Below are 24,303 nucleotides of genomic sequence, written 5' to 3'. Positions count from 1 at the left end.
GACGGCACGGGTAAGGTGCCGTCTACACGGTTGCACATGAGTGGGGGAACCAGCCCCGGAATCACTTGCGCAGGCCGAGTTTTTCGATCAGTGCGCGATAGGAGTCAGGGCTACGACCTTTCAGGTAGTCGAGCAGTTTGCGACGGCGGCTGACCATACGCAGCAGGCCGCGACGCGAGTGGTGGTCTTTCTTGTGTTCTTTGAAGTGCCCGGTCAATTCGTTGATGCGGGCGGTAAGCAGTGCGACTTGGACTTCGGGGGAACCCGTATCGCCCTGAGCGCGTTGGAATTGTGCAACGATATCGGATTTTTTGATGTCAGCAACGGACATGATAGTAGACCTCTAGGACATGCGTCGGGGCCGAGGTGCCCTGACGTGAATGACATTAAAGACAAAACTCGACCCATAGTTACAAGGGCCGCATAATGGTGCTATCTATTTAGATCAGCAGGCCGCATTATAGCAAATTCCCGGCTTAAGACCGAACCCAGCCATGCTGGCTACCCCTGCATGGCAATTCAAGCAATTTTTCTGACACGAATGAAAGTTTCCACTTATACATCGCGCCTCGCCCAGGCTGGCTCAAGCAAACTGATAGGTTGCTTATTGTTGACCGGCTTGGCGCTGATGGGCTGCGCCAACCCTGTCACCCTCACCGCAGGCACGCCGCTTGCTCAGGCCGAGGCGCGTTTGGGTCGCCCAAACTATACATGCCAGCTAAATGACGGTCGTGAACGACTGATCTGGTCGCGTCAACCCTTCGGGCAGTTTGCCTGGGGCACCAACGTGAATGCCGACGGCACCATTTCGGGTGTAGAAGCTTTGCTGACCGACAACAATTTCAGCAAGCTGGCCCAAGGAGACTGGACTGCGGAACAAGTATTGTGCGAATTTGGGCCACCCGCCGAAAAAGGCAGAGTGGGCCTACCGTCGAACTTGCAGATAGTCTGGAGCTACCGCTACCAGCAAGCCGGCGTATGGAATTCGATGATGCATGTGTACCTGGGGAAGGACGGCAAAAAGGTGACTCGGTTTCATCCCGGCCCTGACCCCATGTACGAAAAAGACAACTGGCCCTTCTTTTAACTGACGGAACGCCGCTTAAGCTGGCGCGCACGACGCCAGCGCCAAGCCATCAGCACCCACCCCGAAAGACCATATACGATGAACAGCCCAAACAGCATAAGGGGCGGGTCACTGGATATGAAGACGAACACCGCCACCAGGGCCAGCAAGGCCCAGAAAGGCACGCTGCGCCCCAGAGCGAAGGTTTTGCCACTGTAAAACGGGGCATTAGACACCATGGCCACGCCCGCATACACCGTGACGGCAAAAGCCACCCAGGCAATACTCGCGGCAGGCCAGTTAAGCTTGTTGTCTACCGCCACCCAGACAAAGCCCGCCACCAAGGCCGCAGCCGCGGGGCTGGGCAGCCCCTGAAAGAAACGTTTATCTACCGTGGCAATGCGCGTATTGAACCGTGCCAAGCGCAAGGCTGCGCCCACCACGTAGATAAACGCCGCCAGCCAGCCCCAGCGCCCCAGGTCTTGCATGGCCCACTCATAGATCACTAACGCGGGTGCAACACCAAAAGACGTCATGTCGGAGAGCGAGTCATATTGCTCACCGAAAGCCGACTGGGTATTGGTCAGCCTGGCAACACGACCATCCATGCCATCGAAGACCATGGCCGCAAAAATGGCAATGGCCGCGACGTCGAAGCGACCGTTCATGGCTTGCACGACGGCATAGAAGCCCGCAAACAGATTGGCGGTGGTAAAGGCGTTGGGCAGCAGGTAAATGCTGCGCCGGCGCCGGGTTTCTTCGTTGGTATCAGGCATGAGGCAGTTCGGCTAATACAGTGCTGGTTGCACGCACCTTGTCGCCGATGGCGACCCGGGGACGCGAACCTGGCGGCAAGTAAACGTCGACGCGCGAGCCAAAGCGGATGAAACCGTAACGCTGGCCCTTATAAACCGTGTCGTTTGTTTTTACATAACAAAGTATACGACGCGCGACCAAACCCGCCACCTGTACCGCCGTAACGATGTGCCCACGAGGGGTACGCAGAACAATGGCATTACGTTCGTTTTCGAGCGAAGCCTTGTCGATGGCAGCATTCAGAAACTTACCCGGAAAGTAAGCCGTGCTGAGGATTTCGCCATCGACCGGCGCACGGTTCGAATGCACATTGAAGACATTCATGAAGACACTGATCTTCAAGGCGGCGCGGCCCTCGTGATAGATGTCTGCACATTCCTCGATCGCCACAATGCGGCCATCGGCGGGGCTGAGGACATCGGCTTCCCCCTCTGGCGCAGGACGCGCCGGGTCGCGGAAGAACTGCAGGACAAACAAGGCCAGCAGCCACAGCGGCAACGCAGCCCAACCGGCGAAATAGGTGACGACCAAGGCCAGCACTACGCTGCCGGCCAGGAAAGGCCAACCCTCACGGGCGATGAGCGGATGCGGATACGGAGGAGTTTTCATGAGAAAGCCTGGAAAAAGACGCGCGGGACAAGCAAAAACCCCACAAGCCGCAAAATTTTACGGCTTGTGGGGCTGAAAGCCTAGCCCGCCCGGCATATCGACCACCCGGAAAGGGTGCTCGGCTCGGGCAGGCAGGCCTTGAGAACAGTCAAAACGTGCCTGGCACCTGACTTAGTTCTTGCTTTGGTCAACCAGCTTGTTGGCGGCAATCCAGGGCATCATGGCGCGCAGCTTGGCACCGACCACTTCGATGTCGTGCTCGGCGTTCAGGCGGCGACGCGATTGCAGCGTGGGAGCACCAGCCTGGTTTTCCAGGATGAAGCTCTTGGCGTATTCGCCGGTTTGGATGTCCTTGAGAACGTCCTTCATGACCTTCTTGGTTTCTTCCGTAACGACGCGCGGGCCGGTGACGTATTCACCGTACTCGGCGTTGTTGGAGATCGAGTAGTTCATGTTGGCGATGCCGCCTTCGTAGATCAGGTCTACGATGAGCTTGAGCTCGTGCAGGCATTCGAAGTAGGCCATTTCGGGAGCGTAGCCAGCCTCGACCAGCGTTTCGAAACCCGCTTTGATCAGCTCGACGGCACCACCGCACAGCACGGCTTGTTCGCCGAACAGGTCGGTTTCGGTTTCTTCGCGGAAGTTGGTTTCGATGATACCGGCACGACCACCGCCGTTGGCACTGGCGTAAGACAAAGCGATGTCGCGGGCGGAGCCGGACTTGTCTTGGTAAACAGCGATCAGGTGAGGCACACCGCCGCCTTGGGAGTAGGTGCCACGCACGGTGTGGCCAGGAGCCTTGGGCGCAATCATGATGACGTCGATGTCGTCACGCGGCACGACTTGGCCGTAGTGCACGTTGAAACCGTGTGCGAATGCCAGTGCGGCGCCCGGCTTGATGTTGGCAGCGACTTCGTTTTTGTAAACGGAAGCGATGTTTTCGTCAGGCAACAAGATCATGACAACGTCGGCAGCCTTGACGGCTTCGGCGACTTCACGAACTTCCAGGCCGGCGTTGGCCGCTTTGTTCCAAGAGGCGCCACCCTTGCGCAGACCGACGATGACTTTGACGCCAGAGTCGTTCAGGTTTTGCGCGTGGGCGTGGCCTTGCGAGCCGTAGCCGATGATGGCAACGGTTTTACCCTTGACGAGGGACAGGTCGCAATCTTTGTCGTAAAAGACTTTCATTTGGTGCTTGCTCCAGTACTAAGCTTGTATTTGGTTGACGTTCGTTGGTTCGGGTGCCGCTACGCCGGCTGACCGGCGAAGGCGGCGCGACCGCCCGGCACCCGGATTGTAATTACAATTTCAGGATGCGGTCACCCCGGCCTATGCCAGAGATGCCCGTACGTACGGTTTCGAGGATAGCGCTGCGATCGAGCGCGGCGATGAAAGCATCGACTTTCTCCTGATCACCGGTCAGTTCGATGGTGTACGACTTGTCCGTGACATCGATGATGCGGCCACGGAAGATGTCGGCCATGCGCTTGAGTTCATCGCGCTCACGGCCCAGCGCCCTGACCTTGATCATCATCAGTTCGCGCTCGATGTGCGCACCCTCGGAAAGATCAACCACCTTGACCACCTCGATGAGGCGATTCAAGTGTTTGGTGATCTGTTCGATGACATCTTCAGAGCCGCGCGTAACGATAGTCATACGCGACAAAGTGGCATCTTCGGTAGGCGCTACCGTCAGCGTCTCGATATTGTATCCGCGTGCCGAAAACAAGCCCACCACACGGGACAGCGCGCCGGGTTCGTTTTCCAGCAGAATGGAAATCATGTGTTTCATAACTTGGCCGTCCTGTAGCGTCAAAGATCTTCCGAACCCAGCAACATCTCGGTCAGGCCTTTGCCGGCTTTGACCATAGGCCAGACGTTTTCGGTCTGGTCAGTGATGATGTCCAGGAAGACAAGGCGATCTTTATGCTTGCCGAACGCCTCACGTAACGCCGGTTCAACATCGGCAGGCTTGTCGATACGCAGACCCACATGGCCATAGCTTTCGACCAGCTTGACGAAGTCAGGCAAGGCGTCGACATAGGATTCCGAATAGCGTGATTCGTAATCGATCTGCTGCCACTGTCGCACCATGCCCAGGTAGCGGTTATTCAGACACAGCACTTTGGGCGTAAGGTGGTACTGCTTGCAGGTGGAGAGCTCTTGGATGTTCATCTGGATGGAGCCCTCGCCGGTAATGACAGCAACCGGTTTGTCTGGGTTGGCCATCTGCACACCCATGGCATAGGGCAAGCCCACACCCATGGTGCCCAAGCCACCCGAGTTGACCCAACGACGCGGCTTATCGAAACCGTAATATTGAGCCGCCCACATTTGATGCTGCCCGACGTCAGAAGTCACGAACGCGTCGCCACCGGTGACTTCCCAGAGCTTCTCGATGACAAACTGTGGCTTGATCAGTTCGTCGGAAGGCGCATAGGCCAGGCACTTGCGAGCACGCCAGCCTTCGACCTGCTGCCACCAGCGCGTCAGAGCCTCTTTGTTGGGAGCCGTTTCGGCAGACAACTGCTGATAAGTGGTGTTGAGCTCTTGCAGCACCTCGCGCACATTGCCCACAATAGGCACATCCACCTTCACGCGCTTGGAAATCGAGGAAGGATCAATGTCTATGTGGATGATCTTGCGCAGATTCTGGGCAAAGTGACGCGGATTACCGATAACACGGTCATCAAAACGCGCCCCCACAGCCACCAGCACATCGCTATTTTGCATAGCCATATTGGCTTCGTAGGTGCCGTGCATGCCCGGCATACCCACATAACGCGCATCGCTAGAGGGGAAGGCACCCAAGCCCATGAGGGTGGTGGTGCAAGGCGCGCCGGTCAGCTCGACCAATTGACGCAGCTCTTCGGAGGCGTCGGACAGCACCACACCGCCGCCCGCGTAGATCATGGGGCGCTCGGCTGCCAGCAGCATCTGAACGGCGCGCTTGATCTGGCCCTGATGGCCTTTCACAACCGGAGAATAGGAGCGCATGCTGACTTCACCGCGCTGTGCGGCAAACTTGCAGCGCGCAACGGTGATGTCTTTGGGGATGTCAACCAGCACAGGGCCAGGACGACCCGTGCTGGCAATATAGAAGGCCTTGCGCAGGGTGTCTGCCAGATCTTTAACGTCGCGCACCAGGAAGTTGTGCTTGACGCAAGGACGCGTAATACCGATGGCATCGCATTCTTGGAAGGCATCTTGCCCTACCGAGGTGATGGGCACCTGACCGCTGATGATCACCATGGGGATGGAGTCCATGTATGCGGTGGCGATGCCGGTGACGGCGTTGGTTAGGCCTGGGCCGCTTGTGACCAACGCGACGCCGATTTTATTGGACGAGCGCGAATAGGCATCGGCTGCATGCACGGCAGCCTGCTCGTGACGCACGAGGATGTGCTTGAAGTGATCTTGCTTGTAGATAGCGTCGTAGATGTAGAGCACTGCGCCGCCGGGATAACCGAACACATGTTCGACGCCCTGCTCGGCCAGGCATCGTACGACGATGTCGGCACCATTGAGTTCCATGAGAATTCCTTTCGTAACCTGCGCGAACCCGCCAGCGTCCGACTGAAGGACCGGGCACTTTTGAACAAGGAAAGACAGCTCAGCGCTTTGCGGTTCACGGAACCGCGCCACCTGACTGCCTGACCAGACCCAAACGCACCGACTGGGGAGCAGCACATGCGCCTTGGAGGCGCAGAGATAGAAATGGACGCCGTGGCAACCCACGCTTGTGGCGCGGCCCTCGGCAAAATGAGTAAGGCGTGTGAAAAACAGGCGGTAGCCTGAGAAACAGGGCCAACTACATCCGCTGTGGATATAAAGCGGATTAAACCTCTAATTTACTGCATTGCACAAACACGCGCAAACCGCAAGCGTTTGAGAGAAGCAAATAACGATGACATAAAACAACACATAACAGCGATATACTCACTGGTTTGGCGCCCTGCGCAAAACGTCGTTACGCCATGCTTAACAGCCTACCCTCGCTGCAACGCTTTCTTTACAGCCAGTATTTCTTCAGTGGCGTGCGCCAAGCCGGCGGCGTACTGATACCTGCCTTATTTGCAACGCTGGTATTGCATGACCTCAGCGCGGCCTTGGTGGCGGCTATCGGGGCTTCCTGCCCTGCCATTCTGGACCAGCCCGACAACCCGCGACGCCACAACACCAACACCATGCTGGGTGCCATTTTGCTGGGCACCTGCACCGTCATCATTACCGGCTTGTCCTTTTCCTCGGGCCTGCTGTTCTGGCTGATTGTTCCCTTGCTGGTTTTCAGCCTGTCCATGCTGAGCGTATACGGCAAACAAGGCAACTTGATGGCTTTCGCCAGCCTGCTGGTGATGACGCTGACCATGCGCACACCCCTGGAGCCCCAGGCGGTGATGCTGCATACCTTGCAGTCGTTGGCAGGCGGGCTGTTTTACTTCTGCTATAGCTTTATCACCCACCGCCTGCTTTGGCACCGAGAGACGCAGCAACACTTGGCCTCCGCCCTGTATGCCACGGCCGAGTACGTACTGGCACGCTCGCGTCTTTATACCGCGCCCGATGAACTGGACGACAACTATCGCAAACTGACACGTGCCCAATCGGCCATGACAGATGCACAGCAAGTGGCGCGCAACACCGTACTGCGCGATCTGCCCCGCCAGAACCACGCCGATGACCGCCAGCGCCTGACCACTCTTAGCATCTTCACCGATATGGTCGACCTGCTGGACACGCTGGTTGCCACCCACACCGATTACGCCACCCTGCACCGCATGCTGCCGGGCCACGACATGATGACCTTTGCCCGCGACGCTTTGGTCAAGCTGGCAGACAACCTTCAGCACATTGCCTTATGCGTGGCGCGCAACCAACCCGCCAAAGAGCAATTCAGTGCCAAGGCCGAACTACGCGCTTTTGAATACGACCTGGAGATCCTGAAGCAAGGGGGTCTGAACACGCAACACCCCGAGGTATATGCCTTGCTGGTGCAAGTGCTACGCAGGCTACGCAACGCATCACGCATAGTGACACGCATGGCCCTGCATAGCCAAGGCAAGAACATTTCAGCCCCTTTGGATGCCCGGTTGCATCAAGAACTAGGCCGTTTCATTTCAAGCAACCCGATACGCCTCGGAATGCTGACATCGAACTTGCGTCTGGACTCCCCCCACTTTCGGTACGCCGTGCGGGTCGCCTTAGCCACATTAATGGGTTTGCTGATAGGCAGGAGCTTGGGGCTGATCACTAGCGGCAGCACTTGGGCGGGTGTTATCGAGATCCACAGCTACTGGATTATCCTGACCATCGTCGTCATCATGCGCCCCGGCTTTGCCCTGACGCGTCAACGCAATAACCTGAGGTTGATAGGCACCGGCCTGGGTAGCCTGTTGGCACTGATCGTGCTGCACTTAACTTCCAACCCCGACGTCATGTTTGGCATCTTGGTCGTTTCCTGCATTTTGGGCTATAGCATGGTGGTCACCCGCTTCATGGCAGCGGCTGTCTTCAATACGCTGACGGTGGTGCTGGCTTTTCAGATCATGTCGCCCAGCAGCAGCTTCATTATTGGGGAAAGGCTGATCGACACCCTGATAGGCTGCTTGCTGGCCGCCGTATGCAGCTACATTCTGCCCTGGTGGGAGGCCAATTTCATGGGCTCGCTGGCTCGCGCCCTATTACGCGCCAACCAGCGTTTTCTTCATGCAGGCCTACGCTACGCCAAGGCCGAGCGGGCTTTGCAGTCTTCCGCCGGCGAAGATACGCTGGCCTTGCAATCTGAACGCAACGAGGCCGAGGTCGCTTGGCGTTTGGGGCGCAAGAACGTGCATATCGCTTTCAGCAACTTTGCGGCGGCGTTTTATCGGATGTCCAACGAGCCGGTGCGACAACAGCGTAAAGTGCCCGAGTTGAATCATCTGCTGATCCAAAACCACGTTTTGGCCCAACAGATTAGCGCTGCCGTGCCGCAATTGGCTCAGCTACGCGAGATCCCCCCCGGCATTCAACTGGCGCTGAACACCATAGACACCTTGCTTGCAGGCCACGAGGCCGACACCGGCATCTCGCTGGAAACTGAAGGCGAACTGGCAGCCCTGGCCTACCCGCTGCGCCAAATGCTGAAAGCGGCACAGCTGATACGCCAGGAAATGCGTGCCCTGGAGCCTCCAGACGAAGTCATCCCGCCCCCTCGAACACTAGCCGCTTAGGCCAGCATGTTCTCGGGACAAGAGCTTTCAGGCTTCTTTACGACGAAAAACCAGTTTATCCGCCGCTGATGCCTTGGCATCATAGGCGTAGCCTTCCGCATTGAAATCTTTGAGCGCCTCGAGTTCTTGCGCGCCTTGATCGATAACGTAACGCGCCATCAAGCCTCGCGCACGCTTGGCGTAAAAGCTGATGATCTTCCAGGCGTCGTTTTTATAGTCTTGGAATACACACTGCACAACCTTGGCACGCAGAACTTTACGATCCACCACCTTGAAATACTCTTCGGAAGCCAGATTAAGCACCCACGGCTGCTCATCGCCTTCTTGGCGTTGATTAAGATACTGAGCGATGGAGGCTCCCCAATAGCTGTAAAGATTGGCACCCTGGGGATTGCTCAGTTTGGTCCCCATTTCCAGCCGATATGGCTGTATGAGATCGAGTGGGCGCAAGGCCCCATACAAGCCACTGAGAATGACCAAATGCTGCTGAGCCCATTGCAGTTTTTCGTCTGAGAGTTCTTCGGCACGCAGGCCTTCGTAGACATCCCCATTGAAAGCCAATACCGCTTGGCGCGAATTTGACTTAGTGAACTTGGGCTGCCAAGCCTGGTAACGATCTACGTTCAACTGCGCAAGCGCTGGGCTAAGCGACATCAGTTTGGCTATGTCCGCTGGGGACTTAGTGCGCAGCTCGTCTATGAGCGCAGAGGCCTGTTCAACAAAAAGCGGCTGGCTATCTAGGGTTGTCCGCACGGGGCTGTCGTAATCCAGCTTTTTGGCGGGGGAAAGCAACATCAACATTTCAAATTATCCTTGTTTAGCGAGCCGTCCAACCGCCATCCATGCTCAAGGTGGTACCGGTCATTTGGTCAGCAGCCTCGGAAGCCAGAAAAACGGCGGCTCCCCCCAACTGTTTCGGAGTCACAAATTGCAGTGAAGGCTGTTTCTCGGCCAGCAACGCTTTGGCCGCATCTTCTTGGCTAAGCCCACGCTGCTTGGCCAGGTTCTCTATCTGTTTCTCGACAAGTTCGGTGCGCACCCAGCCCGGACAGATGGCATTGGCCGTAATACCCGTGCCGGCGGTTTCAAGCGCCACCACCTTGGTCAAACCCACGACACCATGCTTCGCAGCCACGTAGGCGGCTTTGCGCTCAGAAGCCACCAGACCATGCGCCGAGGCAATATTGATCAAACGCCCCCACCCCTTGCGCTTCATGATAGGCACAGCAGCCGCCATGCCATGAAACACGGCGGAAAGATTCAGGGCAATCACCGCATCCCAGCGTTCGGTGGGAAAATCCTCGATGAGATCGGTATGTTGAATACCGGCATTGTTGACCAGAATATCCAGCCCCCCCAACTGCTGCGCCGCCTGTTCGATAAAGGCGCGGGTAGCATCGGCTTGCATCAGGTCGGCACTGATGTAGTAAGCCTTGACGTCGAACTCAAGCTCTATGTTGACCCGTGCTTTTTCTATGGCTGCCGGGTCGCCGAAGCCGTTCAGCACTACGTCGGCGCCATTGGCCGCCAACTCACGCGCAATGCCCAGCCCTATTCCGCTGGTAGAGCCCGTGATGATCGCTTTCTTTCCGTCCAGCATGATGTATCCCTCGCGTAGTGTCGCGTTTTTAATTCAGTAGAGTATAAAGAAAACGCCGGGCTGAATTTCCTGCTAGAATACGCGGCTTGACTGGGCTAGGCGAGGGAACTCGAACAGCGCCCGGGCAGTAAGTGAAGCAGTGGAAATCGGACAGGTGGCAGAGTGGTCGAATGTACCTGACTCGAAATCAGGCGTACGTGCAAGCGTACCGTGGGTTCGAATCCCACCCTGTCCGCCATTTGCTTTTACCAAGCTGCCTATCCGGTGATGGAAAGCGACAACGCCTTTTACCGATAGCTGAAGGTATAGCCAACGTGTGCTTGCCATCCAGCAGCTCCCCCTTGAAAACCATTCTCAATAACGGCATCCGATTTTTCCCAGCCGGGTGGACGACGACGGCGCCCCGCCCCTCAGTGTCTGAGGCGCGCAACCATGGCTGGATAGCCGCCTGCTCCAAGGCTAATGCCTGGCATCAGGTGGCTCTTGCACACCCGGCACGCCCACGCGTATCGCCGCGGGAAACGCCTCTGGCGTCCCCGTAAAAGCCCGGGCACGCTCGGTGATATTGCCTGCTTGCTCCAGCACCTGGAAATCCAAACCCGGCGTCAGGCCATCCTGATCAAAAGCGTATTCGGCAAAATACCCCGACAACAGCAAGCGGTAATCCAGCGGCAAGCTTGGTGCAATCTGCCTGGCCAAATCAAACACAATCGTCGTGCAATTGCTGGTCAGGCTATTGTAGAAACGCGGCTCGCGACGGATCTGCTCACCCTCACGCACATACCCCAGCAAGGCCTCGCGCAGCGCGGCGGGCGGCATATTCAAGCGATACATATGCACGGTTTCGCCGCGCGCATTCGTACGCGTGCGAATGATGTCGTTCTCGTCCGCCGCAATCAGCACCACCTCGTACTGCCGGAAAAAACCCGCAATGGCAGAAAACGACTCGCCTTTCTCCTTGCGGATCTCCAGCGAAAACACCAGTTGGCGACCATCGGCAAAACCAAAAGACACCAAGGTATGCGCAATCGCCGGGCCCATCCAATACGACAGGAACAAATCCCCCGAGACCAGTTCATTCAGATCGTACTCACGCGTCTCCCAGCGCGGCGTGTAATCGGTTTCGCTGCGCCACTCGAAATTGCGCACCTCGTGCAAACGCAAGGTATTGCCCTCGACCTCGGCATGCATCAGCCTGGCCACATCATCGGCCCAGACACGATCATGCGACGGCTGCAAGGTCTGCCACCAGGCCAGGGTGGCGACAAACCCCACTGCCGCCACACACCAGATCCGTTTGCGTCGTTGCAACCAAGGGGCAAGCATGGTCGCCACGCCAATCAACACGCATAGCACCAAGGCTGGGATGCGCCAAGGCGAAGACGCCTGAAACCACAAGGCCAGGAAAGCCCATCCTGCCAACAGAAAACCCATCAAGGCCAGCCCCACTAGCGCAATTGCTCCGCCGCGACGAAGCCGTCTCCGCCATTGTTGCCGGGCCCGCACAATACCGCGACCGCCCGCGTCATGCGCTCCGGTGTCAGCAAGGCGGTTTCATACCTATTCTTCATGTTGTTGCCCGCCATCATCACTTACACTGTACAGTTCGAATCCGGAATGATATCGCCACCCGTCCGTCCATAGGGATACCAGTTGTGAGCCGATGGCCTCGCAAAGCCGCGTCTCTCCTTGGTTCGGTCGCAAGCGATGAAACCTTAGGATAAGCATGGTTGCCGCCATTTCCGTCCGCGAGCTGGACAAAACCTACGCCTCGGGCTTTACCGCGCTCAAATCCATACAGCTGGAAATCCGCCACGGCGAAATTTTCGCGCTGCTGGGCCCCAACGGGGCGGGCAAGACAACGCTGATCAGCATCATCTGCGGCCTGGTCAAGCCCAGCGGCGGCCAGGTGCTGGTGGACAGCCACGACATCATCACGCAATACCGCCAGGCCCGCGCCGCCATCGGCCTGGTGCCGCAGGAAATCACGCTGGACTCCTTCGCCACCGTGTGGCAGGCCGTCAGCTACAGTCGTGGCCTGTTCGGCCAGCCCGCCAACCCCGCCTACCTCGAAAAAGTGCTGCGCAACCTGTCGCTCTGGGACAAGCGCGACAAGAAAATCGTGACGCTTTCCGGCGGCATGAAGCGGCGCGTGCTCATCGCCAAGGCCCTGGCGCACGAGCCGCGCATCCTGTTCCTGGACGAACCCACCGCGGGCGTGGACGTCGCCTTGCGCAAAGACATGTGGGAACTGGTGCGCCGCCTGCGCAACGACGGCGTCACCATCATTCTTACCACCCATTACATAGAAGAAGCCGAGGAAATGGCCGACCGCATCGGCGTCATCCGCCACGGCGAACTCCTGTTGGTGGAAGAAAAACAGACGCTGATGCACCGCCTGGGCAAAAAGCAGCTACGCCTGCAACTGGCCGAGCCGCTGGCGCAACTGCCGCCCGCGCTGGCAAGCCACGGCCTGCAGCTCTCGGAAGACGGCCTGACCCTGACCCACACCTACGACAAGCGCGAAGCGCCCGACGTGCCCGGCCTGCTGCAAGCCGTGCACGAAGCCGGCCTGCGCTACCAAGACATCCACACCCAGCAAAGCTCGCTGGAAGACATCTTCGTCCACCTCATCCAGGAAACCGCATGAATCTGCGCAGCATGGCAGCCATCTACCTGGCGGAAATGGCCCGCACGCGGCGCACGCTGGCGCAAAGCGTGCTGGCGCCGGTCATTTCCACCTCGCTGTATTTCGTGGTGTTCGGGGCCGCTATCGGCCATCGCATCAGCGAAATCAACGGCATCAGCTACGGCGCCTTCATTGTGCCGGGGCTGGTGATGCTGTCGCTGCTTACGCACAGCATCTCCAACGCCGCGTTCTCCATCTACATGCCGCGCTTCACCGGGGCCATCTACGAGGTGCTCTCGGCGCCGGTGTCGTACCTGGAAATCGTGCTGGCCTACGTGGGCGCGGCCGCCACCAAGGCGCTCATACTGGCCGCCATCATCCTGCTGACGGCCAGGCTGTTCGTGCCCATGCAAATTCTGCACCCCTGGTGGATGCTGCTGTTCCTGACGCTGACGGCGGCAACCTTCAGCCTGTTCGGCTTCATTACCGGCCTGTGGGCCGACAGCTTCGAAAAACTGAACCTGATTCCACTGCTGATCATCACACCGCTGACTTTTCTAGGGGGCAGCTTCTATTCCATAGACATGCTGCCGCCGCTCTGGCAAAAGGTTACCTTGTTCAACCCGGTGGTCTACTTGATCAGCGGCTTCCGCTGGAGCTTTTACGGCACGGCGGACGTCAGCGTGGGACTGAGCCTGTTCATGACGCTGCTGTTCCTGCTGGCCTGTCTGCTGATCGTGCACTGGATGTTCCGCACGGGCTACCGGCTAAAGAACTGAGGCCGACCCCAGGCGCCACCGCACCCGGCCCGAACCAGTCCAGCAAACCCAGCAGCGACAGCACCAGGGGCGTAAGGGGTAAAGGCAGCACGGCGCCGACTCTGCATCGCGCAGGTACAATCGCGCTGTTCCCTTACCCGGTAAATGCATGCAATACCTCGGCCTTCTGGCGGACTTCCTCCTGCACGTCGATCAGCACCTGGCCGCCCTGCTGTCCCAATACGGAGGCTGGATTTACGCCATTCTGTTTCTGATCGTCTTTTGCGAAACCGGCCTGGTGGTCATGCCTTTCCTGCCCGGCGACTCCCTTCTGTTCATCGCCGGCGCGCTGGCGGCCGGCGGCGGCATGAACCCATGGCTGGTGGCCGCCGTCCTGTTCGCGGCCGCGGTCCTCGGGGATACGGTCAACTATGCCATAGGCCGGCACTTCGGCAAACACATCGAACGATGGCCGAACAGCCGCTTCTTCAAGCGCAGCGCGCTGGACTATACCCACGGCTTTTACGAACGCCATGGCGGCAAAACCATCATCATCGCCCGCTTCATGCCGCTGGTGCGCACGTTCGCGCCATTCGTGGCCGGCATGGCGCCCATGGCCTACCGGCGCTTCGCCGCGTTCAACGTGCTGGGAGCCGCCTTATGGGTAGGCCCGCTGGTGATGCTGGGCTACTGGTTCGGCAATTTTCCGTTCATCAAGAACAACCTGACGGCAGTCATCCTGGGTATCGTCGCCCTGTCGCTGACGCCGTTGATGCTGGCCTGGCTGCGCCATCGCCGGGCCTCGGCGCGCAAGGCAGTCTCGCACCCATAGGACGAATCGCCAGGCCTTAGCCGTGCGTCATCGCCAACGGTCGCTTCCTGTTGGAACTTGATCTTCGGCTCTATCCCACACCGGGGTTTTCAGCCTTAATATGGTCTTTGCACTTAGACAACGAGCTTATTTCAAGCTATACAAACGATGCGAAAATCAAGATCGGGACGATCTTAAAACTAGAGCCATACGAAAATTTTCCGTCACAGATTCGCTAAATATTGAACAAGTCGGAAATTAAAAAAACCCCGTTGAAATATAAGCGACTTATAATCAGCTCACAATTCATTACTGATTATTAAAATTGGCGAAAACCTTGATTGCGCTTCAGTTGTAAGCATTATCAAATAAGGTGCTACTGGCGCTCTGTATTCCTATATTTTCGTAACTGAGCCAACCAGTAAAGTCAGCCCTAGCGCGTGGTTTACCCACCAGAAGGGGTAGTGACTTTGGGAAAGGGGAAATGACTTTGGAATTAACACGGCGTAATTTCATCAAGCTGGGGACCTTCAGTGGCATTACTGTCATGTTCGGTCGATTGCCTAACGTCCAAGCGCGAGAGGTTCATTCCGGTCCACAAACGTCCGAATGGCTGACGCCCGACGGCGAGGTCAAATATCGATGGGACGCTATCCGCAAAGTGACAGGCGATAAGGTATTTGCCCGCGACTTTCGCGCTAAAGACCTACCCGGCTGGCCAGAAAAACAGGCGCATGGTTTTTTCCTGAAAGCCACAGATGTCGAGCATGCTTTTGAAGACATAGATCTGTCTATGCTGGGGCCGGATCTACAGCCTGATCGTGTCATCAGGCACGAGGACATGGCACGCGATGGCGTGAAAGTTCCTGAACTGGCCGATCTGGGGTTTGAGTTCTACGGCAAAAACTTCCTGCTGCCCAAAGGCAGTACCTCGCCTTTATATGGGCATCCCGTAGCGCTGTTGGTTTATCAGGATTTCGCTCGATTCGAGGCGGCCAAGCGCCGATTGCGATTTGAATCCAAAGCGGTCACCTACGGTAAACAGACCGGTTTGAAACCGCCACCCAATTACGGCGCCGCCCGTTATGTGCGCATTCAGGGTGATAGCCCTACCAGCGCGCCCGCTTTTTCGCCTATGCAGGATGCGGTTATCTGGGGGGGGTTCGACGGCGACACGCCGACCTGGCCGCCAGCGGACTCTCAGGGCATGTTTATCCCCCACTCTGTCATGCTGCACCACCGCGGCGGCGGAGGTGTGCGTGATCCCGAGGTCATCGCTCACGAGACATATGAGCCTATGAAACGTGGCATGGCGGCAGCCGGCACCATAGAGGCCGAAATTGAGGCTGCACGCCATAACCCCGATAAGCTCGTCATCGAGCGCCAAGGTTTTTCGCAGTCCATAGACCCGTCGGCGATGGAGCCGGACAATGGCAATGCCTGGTACGACCCTGCAACACGCACTCTGCATGTTTTGATTGCGGCACAGTCCCCATATGAAGTCGCGCGTGTAGCGGCTTTTATGGTCAAAGACAACAAACGCTTCCCGGTAGAAAAAATCGAAGTACTGTCTGGCACGACCGTCGGCTACGGTTCCAAAGACCACTCAATCTTTCCGTTTTACACCATTGCCGCCTGTTTTTATGGCGATGGTCTTCCGGTGCGCCTGGCCAACGATAGATACGAGCAATTTCAGCTGGGGATGAAACGCCACAGCATTGAAATCGACCTGACGCTGGTTGCTGATCGCAAGACCGGAAAGTTTGAAATTCTCAAGGGTTTCTATAACTGTAATGGCGGGGGCCGGGCGAACTTTTCGTTCTCGGTCGCCCAGGTCGCGGCCACATCAGCCCAAACCATCTATTACTTCCCCAAGTCGGATCTCTCGTCGGCGGCAATAGCGACGGCAGCCGTCGAGGCGGGCTCCATGCGTGGCTACGGCACTATCCAAGCCATGTCGATCACTGAGTTGCTGGTCGACGAAGTGGCAGCCGAGCTGGGCATGGACGCGATCGAATTAAGGCGTCGCAACGCCTTGCGTCCGGGTGAGCCCAACACGCAGGGTGCCGTACAGTTGGGCGACCCACGCCTGGTGGAAATGCTGGATCGTGCGGCACAGCATCCGCTGTGGACAAACCGCGAACAAGCGAAGGCCAAGTATGACGCCGCCAACCCCGGTCGCCGTTACGGCGTAGGTTTTGCCCAAGTACAAAAAGACTACGGCACAGGTGCGGATACCTCTGCTTTGCTGCTTGAGTTCGACGCAGAGGGCAAAATCACAATGCGCCACTGTGTGCAGGAAATAGGAACCGGCGCTACCTCGTCACAGCAGGTGGTGGTGCAACGCATGTTGGGCAAGGCGCCCGATGTAGTGATCTTTGGCGAGACGGACTTTCCTCAACTGCCGCTCAAGAGCAACTTCGAGCCTTTCACGATTTCTCAGCAGCAGCAAGATGAGCTCTCACGCGACCCCTTTTGGGTTCCGGCTATTCTGCCCGCGATGAGCGCATCCAACAGCGTTTACTTTATTGGGTTCGGGACCAAGCAAGCTGCGCAATTCCTTTTTGAAAATACGGTTTGGCCTGCTGCCAAAGCGATATGGAGCAGTGGCCCCGCAGGGGGACAACTGGCCAGCGGCGTCATGACGGCTGCCGACTTGCGAGTGGTTCCCGGTGGAATCGGTGGCGGCGGCATGACGCCGATTCCGTTTGCCGATATCGCCCGGAAAGCGCATGAGATGGGCCTGGTGACCGGCGTTGCCGTGCACTGTTTCAGCCGCTGGCAATGGGCGCGTGCCGACTTTGACATCCCGGGAGTGGGCACCCTCAACCTTGCGGTCGATGCACTGGCAGTGCGCTACGGTGATGGCGCGCCTGAAGCCTTGAAAGCTCGCATGAATACAGGCGGCTACGACTTTATCAAGCGCAGCGCTGTGCAGTACCCGTCCGCACAGCGTAATAATGCGGGGGTCACGACCTATACGCCGGCGGCCTGTCTGGTAGAGCTGAACGTCAATACGTTCACGGGAAAAGTCGAGATCATGAGTCACCATAGCCTGCTCGACCCTGGCAATGTGGTGGTGCCGGCCTTGGTTTCCGGCCAGCAACAAGGAGGGGTCGCAATGGGCATCGGGCACGCATTGATGGAAGATCTGCCGCTCTATGGCGACGGCCCAGGCAACGGCACATGGAACTTCAACCGCTATACACTGCCGCGCGCTGTCGATGTTGCCGTATGGACGCAAACAGCGGAATACCTTGCCCCCCTCGCAGACAGCTCTCCGCCAAAAGGTCTAGCTGAAGTGGTAATGATTCCTGTCGTTGCCGCAACGGGCAATGCCATCACTCATGCTATTGGCTCCCGCTTTTATCAGCTGCCGATAACGCCCGCCAAGATCAAAAAGGCTTTGACAATATGAGCATTGAAAAACGGCCGCTAGCCCTGACCATCAACGGCAATAAAATCGGCCCTGTGGATACGCCGGTCGGCATGCCCATGATCGATTTCCTGCACGAGCAGCTGAACTTGACAGGCACACGCTTTGGTTGCGGGCAAGGCATCTGTCATGCCTGTACCATCATGGAGATTCAGCCTGACGGCACCCCCATTGAGAGCCGCACCTGTATTTATGACGCGCATTTTTTCAACGGAAAAACAATAGTTACGATTGAAGGGCACGCCAAGCGCGATGAGCAAGGAAGGCTGCAAGAACTAAGCCCGGTACAACAAGCGTTTATCGAACACTTTTCGTTTCAATGTGGATATTGCACGCCCGGGTTCGTCACTGCCGCGACTATTTTCATCGAGTCACTCAAGCGCCAGCCTGTTAAACGTGCAGACCTGCAAAGTCGCATCGAAGCCGCGCTGAACGATCATATTTGTCGTTGCACAGGGTATGTGCGTTATTACCAGGCGGTTCAGGATGTCGCGCTCAAGACACCTGGCTGCGTCATCGAGTAGGGGATTCCGACGATGAAACGCCGTGGCTTGCGAAATGTGCTAGTTCTTATTCTGATTGTGTTGGTGTTGTTGGCACTGGCTGTTTTGTTCGGCCTGTTCCGCACCTCCAGTGTCAGCCCTGACGTTAAACAAGCGCTGACAGAGGCGCAAAAACAAGAGCTCCTGCCTCGTGGCCGCGAGTTGGCCTTGGCGGGTGACTGTTTCGGCTGTCACTCGAAGACTGAAGGCCCGAAGGCAGCCGGCGGCGTGCCGATCGCTACGCCTTTTGGGACCTTGCATTCGACCAACATCACACCCGACCCCACCTATGGCATCGGCCAATACACGCGGGAAGATTTCCACCGGGTGCTTCGTGATGGCATCGCCCCGGGCAATCGTAATCTGTACCCCGGCATGCCATTCGTGTTTACGCACGTGACACGCACGGAGGATATCGATGCCCTGTATGCGTACATGATGAGCCTGCCACCGATTGCGGAGCCGAATGTCCCTAACACCGGGGTGTTCACGCTGCCGGTGAGGCCGTTCATGAATTTCTGGACATTGATCAACTTCCCCAAGCGCCAGCCGCCCACCCGAGAAGGCGCATCTGAACAATGGTTGCGTGGCGCCTATCTGGTGGAAGGCCTGGGTCATTGTGCTTCCTGTCACACCCCCCGCAACCTGACGATGGGTGTCTCTTTTGACAAGCACTTCCAAGGGGGCGACATCGTTGACGGCTTAGTGGTTCCGAATATTACCGCTGAGACCTTGGCTCAGCGCGGCTTTGATGCCGCGTCCCTGAGTCAGTATCTGCGTACGGGCATGTCGGCACAGGGTACCGCCTTCGGCGGTATGTACACCGTCGTTCATTTTTCTACGAGCGAAATGGAGCCGGCAGATATTGACGCCATCGCCACCTATTTGATGACCGATGAAAACGGCCAGTTGCTCACTCCTCCTCCCGGCCCTGCACCTTTAGCGCAAGCATCCCAGCCTCTGTTGCAACCCGGACGCTATCACTATGCTTCCGCCTGTGCGGGCTGCCATGGCGCTCAAGGTGAAGGGATTCCCAACGTCGCGCCTCCTATGGACGGCAACACGGCGGTCATGATGAGCAACCCGAGCAATCTGATCACTGTGATATTGCAGGGTATTGACACCCAAACCTTCACTGGCAACCAGCGTATGTACGCCATGCCCGGCTTTGCCGATAGGATGAACAACGAAGATATTGCGCTATTGGCAAGTTGGATGCGTGCTCAGTGGGGCGGACAAGAGGAAGCCGTGACCGCGGCGCAGGTTCAGGCGATTCGCGCCAAGCAATAAACCAAGCTTAGATGGGCTGGAAGATAAAGATCGCTTTACTCGGCCCACGCCTTGCGAGCCATCTACGGATCATTTTCTTCCATTAAGTTGGGATAAGAAACTTGAGAGCATCCTTTCAATCCTAGTTATTCTATAAAAGAGTAAGTATGGCTAACTTGAAAAAAAGCATGGGCTCTGATGCCAGAATGAATAAATTCAAGGTCCGAAGATTATTCTTGTTTGGAAGGTGTCAAGTGAACCATAGGGCGTGGCCGGACGGCATACATCGTAATGCCGTTATTATGATGTTGGCAGTTATCTCTCTGTTGCTTATGTGTGCGCCCGTAGGGGCGGAAGAGCTACATATGAGCTTTCTCAATCCTCAGGGGATCATTGCCGATAAGCAAATGCAACACTGGTGGTTAGTAGTGGCCATCTTGTTGGCGTTTGTCGCTTTGCCGGTTTTCGTTGCGGTAACGATCATTATGTTTCGCTATCGTTATTCCGCAGCCAAGAAAGCAGGCCGCAAGTATTCCCCACATTGGAATTTCTTCGCCCCTCTTGAGTTCATCAACTGGGGCGGGCCCTTGGTTATAGTAATAATCATAGGTACGCTTGTCTGGCAGTCAACCGAAGATCTGGATCCCTATCGACCGATTGCCTCTGCCGAAGCACCAACCAAAGTCCAGGTCATAGGTTATGACTGGAAATGGTTGTTCATTTATCCCGAACTGGGTATTGCCAGTGTTGGGACGCTGGCTTTTCCCGCAGATCGCCCCTTGTCCATGGAGCTGACGACTGCAGGCAATATGCAGTCGTTGTGGGTGCCTGCTTTAGGCAGCCAGATTTATGCCATGGCCGGCATGGTCACCAAACTGAATTACGCAGCCTATCAGCCAGGTCGCTTTCTGGGCATGAACACGATGTACAACGGCGATGGTTTTCACGAGCAAAAATTTACTGCCGTGGCCATGACTGATGCCAACTTTGATCAGTGGGTGGAACAAGCCCGCACACAAGGTCAGCCATTTAATGCCAAGGCGGTTCAAACGCTCTCGCAACGTGCTAATCAGAAAGCGCTAAGTGCCGCCTTTCCACAGGCAAGCACAGCCGATGGCAGTGTCTACTTTACAGAAGTAGACAAGCATTTTTTTCATAAGGTGGTTATGCAAATGATGGAAGACGGCGTTGATATACCGCCCGGCTATCGAGCGCCAAATGAAAAAAATGATGCTCTTGCCTTAGCCTTACTGGCGACGTGTTCGCCCGGCTCTGATTATGTTTTAGGGGAATAATATGGCGGGACTATTTGAGCATCCTTTGGGGCTTTTGGGTGATGTTGATACTGCGTTTCCTTTTATCAGCAAACTTACCAGTGACGCCCCGGGCGCCTTGGTTAATGGCTTGATTGGTTCGGGGGCTGCAGCCATTGTTGTGTTGGGTGCCCTTTTCGTTGCCATATTGCTGACCGTGTTTCGCGGATGGCGCTCATTGTGGTTTGACTGGCTGACCAGTGTCGACCATAAACGCATCGGTATTATGTATATCGTGTTGGCCATAGTCATGATGGCGCGCGCGATCATAGAAGCTGGCGTTATGCGTGGGCAGCAGATGGTCGGGCTGAATGGCGGGTTTCTCGAGGCCGATCACTACGCGCAGCTATTCACCACTCACGGCACCATCATGTTGTTTTTTGTGGTCATGCCATTTTTGTCAGGCCTGATTAACTACATTGTGCCTTTACAAATTGGTGCCCGGGATGTCGCCTTTCCGCGTCTGAACTTAATAGGGCTATGGCTGGTTGCAGCTGGCGCCATGATGGTCATGATTTCACTGGTCATCGGCGAATTCTCCACCGGTGGCTGGTTTGGTTACCCACCTTATACCGAAACCATCTTTAACCCTGGTGTAGGGGTAGATTACTGGATTTGGTCTCTCACCTTATCCTCTATCGGCAGTACGTTAACCGCAGTCAATATTATTGCCACGGTTTTCAAATTGCGCGCCCCCGGCATGAAGCTGTATCACATGCCGCTTTTTACCTGGACGGCGCTAGGCGCGGGCGTGATCATGCTGTTTGCGATGCCGCCTCTTACCGTAGTGACGGCACAGTTGGCGCTGGATCGCTATTTGGATTTCCACTTTTTTACCAATGGTATGGGTGGCAATCCAATGAACTTTGCGAATATGTTCTGGATTTTCGGGCACCCCGAAGTCTACATATTGATTCTGCCCGCATATGGTGTTTACTCTGAGGTGTTTTCCACCTATTCGGGCAAGGCGCTATTTGGTTATAAGTCCATGGTTTGGGCATCCATGTCCATAGCATTCCTGTCCTTTCTGGTTTGGGTGCATCACTTCTTTACCATGGGTCAGTCCGGCCATATCAATGCAGTGTTCGGCATTGCATCCATGCTGATCGGTATTCCTACCGGGGTTAAGGTCTACGACTGGTTGCTCACCATGTTCCGCGGCCGTATTCGGTTTACCACCCCAATGGTTTACGGCATAGGCTTTATTTTCCTGTTCGTGCTTGGCGGAATCACAGGCATTATGCTGGCCAATCCAACCCTGGATTATCAGGTTCACAATACCGTATTTCTGGTGGCCCACTTCCATAATATGGCTGTTCCTGGTGTCCTTTTTGGCATGTTGGCTGGTTTCAACTACTGGTTTCCAAAAGCATTCGGCTTCCGTTTGAATGAGTTCTGGGGACGTACCTCAGCTTGGTGCTGGATCATTGGCTGGACTACGGCGTTCTTCCCTCTGTATGTGCTTGGGCTTATGGGGCTGCCACGTCGTTCTGTATCGTTTACAGAACCCAGTTATGTGCCTTTTACTGTTGTCGCATTCATAGGCTGGGTGATCGTTTTCGCCGCCGTAGTGACTCTTTTGATTCAGCTGTGGGTGTCATTCAAGCAGCGGAATGAAAACCGTGTGCCTATCGGCGACCCATGGGACGGACGTAGTATGGAATGGGCAACTCCCTCACCTCCGCCGGAATATAACTTTGCCGTCATACCGACGATTAACAATCTGGATCAGTTCATGGCTTGCAAAGAAGCAGGCGTGGCATACGTGAACCCTAACAGCTATGAAGACATCCACTTACCCAAAAACAGCGCCATGGGGCCCGTGATTGGTGTTGCGGCATTCTTTGTGTTCTTCGGCCTGACGTGGCAGATTTGGTGGCTGGTGATATTGACCTTGCTGATATGTATCGGGGCCATGATATTGCGCGGCTTTGAACGCGACGAAACCAAGGTAATACCCGCAGCGGAAGTCAAAGCACAACACGAGGCTTGGATTCAGGCCGCGCTGGACGCTCGTGCAGTCACGCGCGCCGAAGAAAACACCAGCGCTAACGTTGGGCTAGCCGCGCTGGAACAAGCATCTCCATCTGCTTCCTCAGCAACAGTAGGGGCTACGGCATGACAAACAGAGTAATGAAACTGTTCAGAGATCCAAATTCGGTCATAGAAGCCCCGGGAAATATGCAGACCTTTGAGTACCCCGGTTTGAATTTGGGGGCGCAGCACTCAAGTGCAGACCAGAAGGCGCAGTCTCTGGTTTTTGGGTTCTGGGTTTTTATGATGAGCGATGCCATTTTATTCGGCATGGCTTTTGCAACCTATGGAACCATGATCCCACATGGCTTTGCCGGAGGGCCAACCCCTAGAGATATTTTTCATCTGGGCCCGGCATTTATAGAAACCATGTTGCTGTTGGCCAGCAGCTTTACATTTGGCATGGCTACTGTCGCGATGAAGTATCGTCGCGCCACTTCCACCATTGTGGCTTGGCTGGCCGTTACCGGTTTGCTCGGTGTGGCGTTTCTGATTTTAGAGTGGCAAGACTTTAGTGCGATGTTCGCCATGGGGGCAACGCCACAACGTAGCGGCTTTCTGTCAAGTTTTTATGGCTTGGTGCCCTTGCATGGCTTGCATGTGACTGCGGGTTGCATCTGGCTGGTCTGCATGCTGATCCAGATAGGCATGCACGGCATGGATGACAAGACCAAGCTAGGCATAATGCGGCTTGCGATATTCTGGCATTTCCTTGATATCGTATGGATTTTCCTGTTCTCAGTCGTCTATCTCGGAGGTTTGGCATGAGTAATAACAGCACAGACCAAATGAAGTTGTCTGCTGAAGAACACAAAGACCGCATGTCTTATGTATGGGGGCTTATTGCAGCCTTGGTACTGACTGTGATTCCGTTTGGCTTGGTTTATTTTCAGTCTCTGAGCCGAACGTCCACTCTTGTGATAATAGGTGTTTTTGCCCTTATTCAAATGCTGGTGCATTTTCGTTATTTCTTGCATGTGGGCTGGAAACAGCATCGCGAAGACCTGTTGCTGCTGCTCTTTTCAGGGTCCTTATTGTTTTTCCTGATAGCTGGAACGCTTTGGGTTATGGCCAATCTGGCTACGCGCATGATGGACATGATGTCGGGCATGGGCATGTGATGTCAGCCGCATGAACAGAAACGGCCTGGCCATTACAAATATTAAAGGCATCCAGCCTTAGCGCTGAGATGCCTTTTTTATCCTCTG

General features: G+C 56.1%; 22 protein-coding genes and 1 tRNA gene. 13 read left to right on the top strand and 10 right to left on the bottom strand.

Annotated elements, in window-relative coordinates:
• Positions 1–61: 61 nt before the first annotated feature.
• Positions 62–331, bottom strand: coding sequence for a 30S ribosomal protein S15 (gene rpsO, locus H0484_RS09055; RefSeq protein WP_226954256.1), 270 nt, complete (start codon positions 329–331; stop codon positions 62–64).
• Positions 332–541: 210 nt separating this feature from the next.
• Between rpsO and H0484_RS09050 the strand changes: the two genes are divergently transcribed.
• Positions 542–1,087 carry a hypothetical protein gene (locus H0484_RS09050; protein WP_226954255.1) on the top strand — a complete coding sequence of 182 codons (546 nt, stop codon included), beginning with the start codon at positions 542–544 and terminating at the stop codon, positions 1,085–1,087.
• On the opposite strand, the gene pssA is transcribed toward H0484_RS09050, so the two are convergent.
• The 5 genes from pssA to H0484_RS09025 all read right to left on the bottom strand — a co-directional run bounded on the left by pssA (position 1,084) and on the right by H0484_RS09025 (position 6,025).
• Positions 1,084–1,842 carry a CDP-diacylglycerol--serine O-phosphatidyltransferase gene (gene pssA / locus H0484_RS09045; protein ID WP_226954254.1) on the bottom strand — a complete coding sequence of 253 codons (759 nt, stop codon included), beginning with the start codon at positions 1,840–1,842 and terminating at the stop codon, positions 1,084–1,086. The two genes, H0484_RS09050 and pssA, sit on opposite strands and share 4 nt — an antisense overlap.
• A complete protein-coding gene (locus H0484_RS09040) occupies positions 1,835–2,491 on the bottom strand; it encodes a phosphatidylserine decarboxylase (protein ID WP_226954253.1) in 657 nt (218 codons plus the stop codon). The genes pssA and H0484_RS09040 overlap by 8 nt, the downstream gene beginning before the upstream one ends.
• A gap of 171 nt (positions 2,492–2,662) precedes the next feature.
• Positions 2,663–3,679, bottom strand: a complete 1,017-nt coding sequence (gene ilvC, locus H0484_RS09035) for a ketol-acid reductoisomerase (protein WP_226954252.1) — start codon at positions 3,677–3,679, stop codon at positions 2,663–2,665.
• Between the two features lie 112 nt (positions 3,680–3,791).
• Complete coding sequence (ilvN, locus tag H0484_RS09030) at positions 3,792–4,283, bottom strand: acetolactate synthase small subunit (RefSeq protein WP_226954251.1); 492 nt, start codon at positions 4,281–4,283, stop codon at positions 3,792–3,794.
• Between the two features lie 20 nt (positions 4,284–4,303).
• Positions 4,304–6,025, bottom strand: a complete 1,722-nt coding sequence (locus H0484_RS09025) for an acetolactate synthase 3 catalytic subunit (protein WP_226954250.1) — start codon at positions 6,023–6,025, stop codon at positions 4,304–4,306.
• Positions 6,026–6,468: 443 nt separating this feature from the next.
• Here H0484_RS09025 and H0484_RS09020 point away from each other — a divergent pair, with 443 nt between their 5' ends.
• Positions 6,469–8,703 carry an FUSC family protein gene (locus H0484_RS09020; RefSeq protein ID WP_226954249.1) on the top strand — a complete coding sequence of 745 codons (2,235 nt, stop codon included), beginning with the start codon at positions 6,469–6,471 and terminating at the stop codon, positions 8,701–8,703.
• A 27-nt stretch (positions 8,704–8,730) separates the two neighbouring features.
• Here the strand turns inward: H0484_RS09020 and yaaA are convergent, their stop codons facing one another.
• Positions 8,731–9,504 (bottom strand): peroxide stress protein YaaA, encoded by a 774-nt coding sequence (yaaA, locus tag H0484_RS09015; protein ID WP_226954248.1) that lies wholly within the window; start codon positions 9,502–9,504, stop codon positions 8,731–8,733.
• A gap of 16 nt (positions 9,505–9,520) precedes the next feature.
• Positions 9,521–10,303, bottom strand: a complete 783-nt coding sequence (locus H0484_RS09010) for a 3-hydroxybutyrate dehydrogenase (RefSeq protein WP_255644718.1) — start codon at positions 10,301–10,303, stop codon at positions 9,521–9,523.
• 148 nt (positions 10,304–10,451) lie between these two features.
• Here H0484_RS09010 and H0484_RS09005 point away from each other — a divergent pair.
• Positions 10,452–10,541: transfer RNA gene (locus tag H0484_RS09005), tRNA-Ser, on the top strand.
• Between the two features lie 221 nt (positions 10,542–10,762).
• Here H0484_RS09005 and H0484_RS09000 read toward each other — a convergent pair.
• Both H0484_RS09000 and H0484_RS08995 read right to left on the bottom strand, forming a co-directional pair.
• Positions 10,763–11,737, bottom strand: a complete 975-nt coding sequence (locus H0484_RS09000; RefSeq protein ID WP_226954247.1) for an Lnb N-terminal periplasmic domain-containing protein — start codon at positions 11,735–11,737, stop codon at positions 10,763–10,765.
• A 14-nt stretch (positions 11,738–11,751) separates the two neighbouring features.
• A complete protein-coding gene (locus H0484_RS08995; protein WP_226954246.1) occupies positions 11,752–11,874 on the bottom strand; it encodes an NAD(P)H-hydrate epimerase in 123 nt (40 codons plus the stop codon).
• 155 nt (positions 11,875–12,029) lie between these two features.
• Here H0484_RS08995 and H0484_RS08990 point away from each other — a divergent pair, with 155 nt between their 5' ends.
• The 10 genes from H0484_RS08990 (at position 12,030) to cyoD (ending at position 24,216) form a co-directional block, all read left to right on the top strand.
• Complete coding sequence (locus H0484_RS08990; RefSeq protein ID WP_226954245.1) at positions 12,030–12,953, top strand: ABC transporter ATP-binding protein; 924 nt, start codon at positions 12,030–12,032, stop codon at positions 12,951–12,953.
• A complete protein-coding gene (locus tag H0484_RS08985) occupies positions 12,950–13,711 on the top strand; it encodes an ABC transporter permease (protein WP_226954244.1) in 762 nt (253 codons plus the stop codon). Before H0484_RS08990 ends, H0484_RS08985 begins: the two co-directional genes overlap by 4 nt.
• 148 nt (positions 13,712–13,859) lie before the next feature.
• Entirely contained in the window at positions 13,860–14,522 is a 663-nt protein-coding gene (locus H0484_RS08980; RefSeq protein WP_226954243.1) for a DedA family protein, read from the top strand.
• A 463-nt stretch (positions 14,523–14,985) separates the two neighbouring features.
• A complete protein-coding gene (locus H0484_RS08975; RefSeq protein ID WP_226954242.1) occupies positions 14,986–17,919 on the top strand; it encodes a xanthine dehydrogenase family protein molybdopterin-binding subunit in 2,934 nt (977 codons plus the stop codon).
• The gene (locus H0484_RS08970) at positions 17,916–18,461 is read left to right on the top strand and encodes a (2Fe-2S)-binding protein (protein ID WP_226954241.1); all 546 of its coding nucleotides are present in this window, start codon (positions 17,916–17,918) and stop codon (positions 18,459–18,461) included. The genes H0484_RS08975 and H0484_RS08970 overlap by 4 nt, the downstream gene beginning before the upstream one ends.
• A gap of 12 nt (positions 18,462–18,473) precedes the next feature.
• On the top strand, positions 18,474–19,769 hold the full coding sequence (locus H0484_RS08965; RefSeq protein ID WP_226954240.1) for a cytochrome c: 1,296 nt from the start codon (positions 18,474–18,476) through the stop codon (positions 19,767–19,769).
• 146 nt (positions 19,770–19,915) lie between these two features.
• Positions 19,916–21,043 (top strand): hypothetical protein, encoded by a 1,128-nt coding sequence (locus tag H0484_RS08960; RefSeq protein WP_226954239.1) that lies wholly within the window; start codon positions 19,916–19,918, stop codon positions 21,041–21,043.
• Position 21,044: 1 nt separating this feature from the next.
• The gene (locus H0484_RS08955) at positions 21,045–23,183 is read left to right on the top strand and encodes a cbb3-type cytochrome c oxidase subunit I (RefSeq protein WP_226954238.1); all 2,139 of its coding nucleotides are present in this window, start codon (positions 21,045–21,047) and stop codon (positions 23,181–23,183) included.
• Positions 23,180–23,863 carry a cytochrome c oxidase subunit 3 gene (locus H0484_RS08950; RefSeq protein WP_226954237.1) on the top strand — a complete coding sequence of 228 codons (684 nt, stop codon included), beginning with the start codon at positions 23,180–23,182 and terminating at the stop codon, positions 23,861–23,863. The genes H0484_RS08955 and H0484_RS08950 overlap by 4 nt, the downstream gene beginning before the upstream one ends.
• Positions 23,860–24,216 carry a cytochrome o ubiquinol oxidase subunit IV gene (gene cyoD / locus H0484_RS08945; RefSeq protein ID WP_226954236.1) on the top strand — a complete coding sequence of 119 codons (357 nt, stop codon included), beginning with the start codon at positions 23,860–23,862 and terminating at the stop codon, positions 24,214–24,216. The genes H0484_RS08950 and cyoD overlap by 4 nt, the downstream gene beginning before the upstream one ends.
• Positions 24,217–24,303 lie beyond the last annotated feature (87 nt).

Origin of the sequence: Mesopusillimonas faecipullorum, from assembly GCF_020539505.1 — a bacterium.
Taxonomy (GTDB): domain Bacteria; phylum Pseudomonadota; class Gammaproteobacteria; order Burkholderiales; family Burkholderiaceae_B; genus Mesopusillimonas; species Mesopusillimonas faecipullorum.
The sequence above is the reverse complement of the archived record's forward strand: the minus strand, read 5'-3'. Positions and strand labels throughout refer to the sequence as shown.